Source organism: uncultured Planktosalinus sp. (assembly GCF_963973675.1).
Taxonomy (GTDB): Bacteria; Bacteroidota; Bacteroidia; order Flavobacteriales; family Flavobacteriaceae; genus Planktosalinus.
Map to the genome: position 1 here is coordinate 1 of NZ_CAXBAN010000284.1, position 3,488 is coordinate 3,488.

The following is a 3,488-nucleotide window of genomic DNA, read 5'->3' on the forward strand; positions in this document are numbered from 1 at the left end:
ACCAGTCCACCAGTAAACCAGTCCACCAGTCCACCAGTCCACCAGTCCACCAGTCAACCAGTCCACCAATCAACTTCATTAAAAAAAATGACCCGCAGTTCTAAAAAGAACATTGGGCCATTTCCAACCAACCAATTATAAAAACTTTTAACTTCTTGCTTTATTCACTTCCGCCACCCAAGGCACGGTACAACTCCACTACCGCAAGCAGTTGTTGCAGTCGGGTAGTGGTGACCTGCACTTCAGCATTCAGCGCACTTTCACGGGCAGTAAGGACTTCCAGGTAATTGGCCATTCCATTCTCAAGGAGGTCTTCGGCATAGCGTGTAGCGCGTGTGAGGGCTTGCAGTTCTTGTACTTTGAGTACTTCTTTTTCAGAAGCAGCCTGATAATCATACAGGGCATCTGTCACTTCTCGTGCGGCTGTGAGCAGCGATTGCTTGAATTGCAGATAAGCAATTTCCTGTTGTGTTTCAGCTACTTCAAACTGTGTTTTGAGTTGCCTGCGGTTGAATAAGGGTTGCACTATATTCCCCACCAGAGTTGCAAACAGCGAATTCGCATTCAGCAGTTGGTCTAACTCCAAACTTTGAAATCCACCGGTTACTGAAAGTCCGACAGAGGGGTATAAGTTACTGCGCGCTACATTGGTAAGCTCAAAGGCTTCCACAAGGCGATATTCAGCTGCAGCCACATCAGGGCGGTTGCTTAATAACTGTGCAGGATACCCTGTTTTTAGATGAGGAACCAGTACCTGATCTTCAAATGAAGCGCGGGCAATCGACTTGGGTTCACTGCCCAACAAAATTGAAAAACTGTTTTCCAATAGGCTGATGTCCCTATCTAAATCCACCAGCATTCCCTGTGCATTGAGCAACTGAGCCTGGGTTTGCTGTACCGCTACTTCGGTAACAATACCCGCCTCTTTGAGGGCTTTAGTGGTTTCCAGGCTGTGAGTGCGGTTGGCTACAGTGCGTTCCAGGAGTTCCTTTTGAGTATCCAGCGTCAGCAATTGAAAATAAAGCGATGCAATGCTGGAAACCAAACGGGTTTGTACTGCCTGACGGGCAGCAGTGGTTTGCAGAAAACCGGCTTGTGCTGCGCGTTTACTACTTCTTATTTTTCCCCAGATATCGGCCTCCCATCCCAGAGTACCGGTGAAATCATATTGGGTAACATTGCCGTCAAACAAAGCGCCAAACTGACTGTTCTTTGAAAGTTCCTGATGGGTAACCTGAGCCTGCAAGCTTAAGCTGGGTAAGTAGCCGGCTTTGCCTTGCTGATAATAGGCCTGAGCTGCGTCCATCTGTTGCAGGGCAATCTGAAGGTCGATGTTGTTTGCCAAACCTGTTTCAATGTGGCCAACTAGTAGCGGGTCAGTAAAAAGTTCCTTCCACGAAAGACTTGCAATACTGCTGCTGTCAGCAATGGGTGCTATAGAACGATAGGAGGTGTCACTCAGCACTGCTTCATTGGGTCGCTCATAGTCTTTGGCAACAAAACACGATTGCAGACTCAAAGCGATAAGGCTGGTGATGGTAAGGGTTTTTAATGTTTTCATCTGATGGTTCATGTGAATGCTGTTAATCTGCTGTTTTAGTAATCTTGTCTTGTACCCACTGAAAAAAGATGTACAGGATGGGGATGACAAACACCCCAATCAGAGTTCCTACCAGGAGTCCGCCAACGGCTCCGGTTCCAATGGCATTGTTTCCGCGGGCACCAATTCCACCGGCAAATACCAACGGCAACAGCCCGATGATAAAGGCAAAGGAGGTCATCAAAATGGGACGCAAACGCACTTTGGCACCTTCAAGGGCTGCTTCTAAACGACTGTAACCCGCTTTGCGGCGCTGGATGGCAAACTCTACAATTAAGATGGCGTTTTTGGCGAGCAGTCCCAATAACATAATCAGGGCAATTTGAAAGTAGACGTTGTTCTCCAGTCCGGCCAGGTTGGTGGTCATATAGGCACCCATCACTCCCACAGGAAGAGATAACAAAACAGACACCGGCAGAAGGTAACTTTCATATTGGGCGGCCAGGATAAAGTACACAAACAAAATACTCAATAAAAAGATAAAAGTGGTTTGGTTTCCGGCATTGATTTCCTCACGGGTCAAACCTGAAAAGTCTACTGAGTAATTGGAAGGTAGTGCCGTTTGGCTCACCTCCTGAACAGCGGCAATCGCATCTCCGGTGGAATAACCGGGAGCCGCTGCTCCATTGACACTGGCAGCGTTAAACAGGTTGAATCGGGTAACCGATTGCGGACCGTATACACGTTTCAGGTCTACAAATTGACTAATGGGAGCCATATCGCCCGCTGTATTTCTTACAAAAATACTGTTCAGGCTTTCAGGGGAATTCCGGTCTTCAGGGAGTGCTTGTACATACACGCGGTATTGCTTCCCAAATCGAGAGAAGTCGGCAGCATACACACTTCCGATATAGCCCTGCATGGCACTCAAAATGGTGTTGACACTAATACCCGCTTCTTTGGCTTTGGGAATGTTGATGTCCATTTCATACTGGGCGTAGTTGGTGTTGAAAGAGGTTTGTGCATACAAGACCTCCGGACGCTGGGAAAGCGCTTGTAAATAAGTTTGGGTGGTTTCACTCAGGTCATTAAAACTTCCTCCGGAACGGTCAAGGACCTTCATTTCAAACCCGGCAGAAGCTCCAAAACCGGGAACACTGGGGGGTGCAAAAAACAGAATCTTGGCATCGGGAATGGTGGAGGCAGCCCCAAACAATTGCCCGGTAATGGCATCGACTGTAAGAGCATCGGTGGTGCGTTCATCCCAGTTGTCCAGTTTGATAAATCCAATTCCAAAGTTACTTCCGGCACCGTTTAAGATGCTGAAACCACTAACGAGTGACACATCCGAAACACCGGGAATCTGACGTATCTTGTCATTGAGCTCGTGCATCACTTCCACACTTCGGTCGATCGTCGCCCCGGCCGGTAACTCGATGTTTGCAAACACCAGTCCGCGATCTTCATCGGGTACAAATCCCTTGGGGGTAGTGAGGGAAGCCCAGTAAATCAAACCTACCGAAACCAGCAGGATGAGTACGGTAATCCATTTGTGCTTATACAGAAAGCCCAGCGAACGGACATACCGCTTTGTGGTGGCGGTAAAACCGGCATTGAAGGCCACAAAAAAGCGACCTAAAAAACCTTTTTTGGCTGTTTTTTCGTTGTGAGGTTTTAAAAACAAGGCACTTAAAGCCGGACTCAAGGTCAACGCATTGATGGCGGAGATGGCAATGGCCACCATCAGGGTAACGCCAAATTGCTCATAAAAAACCCCGGTAGGGCCCTGGATAAAGGTTACGGGTATAAAAACAGCACCCATTACCAGTGTAATGGAAATGATGGCACCGGTAATTTCACTCATCGCTTTGTGGGTGGCCTCCAGTGCAGACGAAGCTCCTTCTTCCAGCTTGGCATGCACTGCTTCAACCACCACGATGGCATCGTC

2 protein-coding genes are annotated in these 3,488 nt (G+C 48.1%); both read right to left on the reverse strand.

The window, feature by feature from the left end:
• Positions 1-160: 160 nt before the first annotated feature.
• On the reverse strand, positions 161-1,561 hold the full coding sequence (locus tag AACY61_RS10585; protein WP_339611551.1) for an efflux transporter outer membrane subunit: 1,401 nt from the start codon (positions 1,559-1,561) through the stop codon (positions 161-163).
• A gap of 22 nt (positions 1,562-1,583) precedes the next feature.
• The coding region (locus AACY61_RS10590; protein ID WP_339611552.1) for an efflux RND transporter permease subunit at positions 1,584-3,488 on the reverse strand (1,905 nt) is incomplete at its 5' end.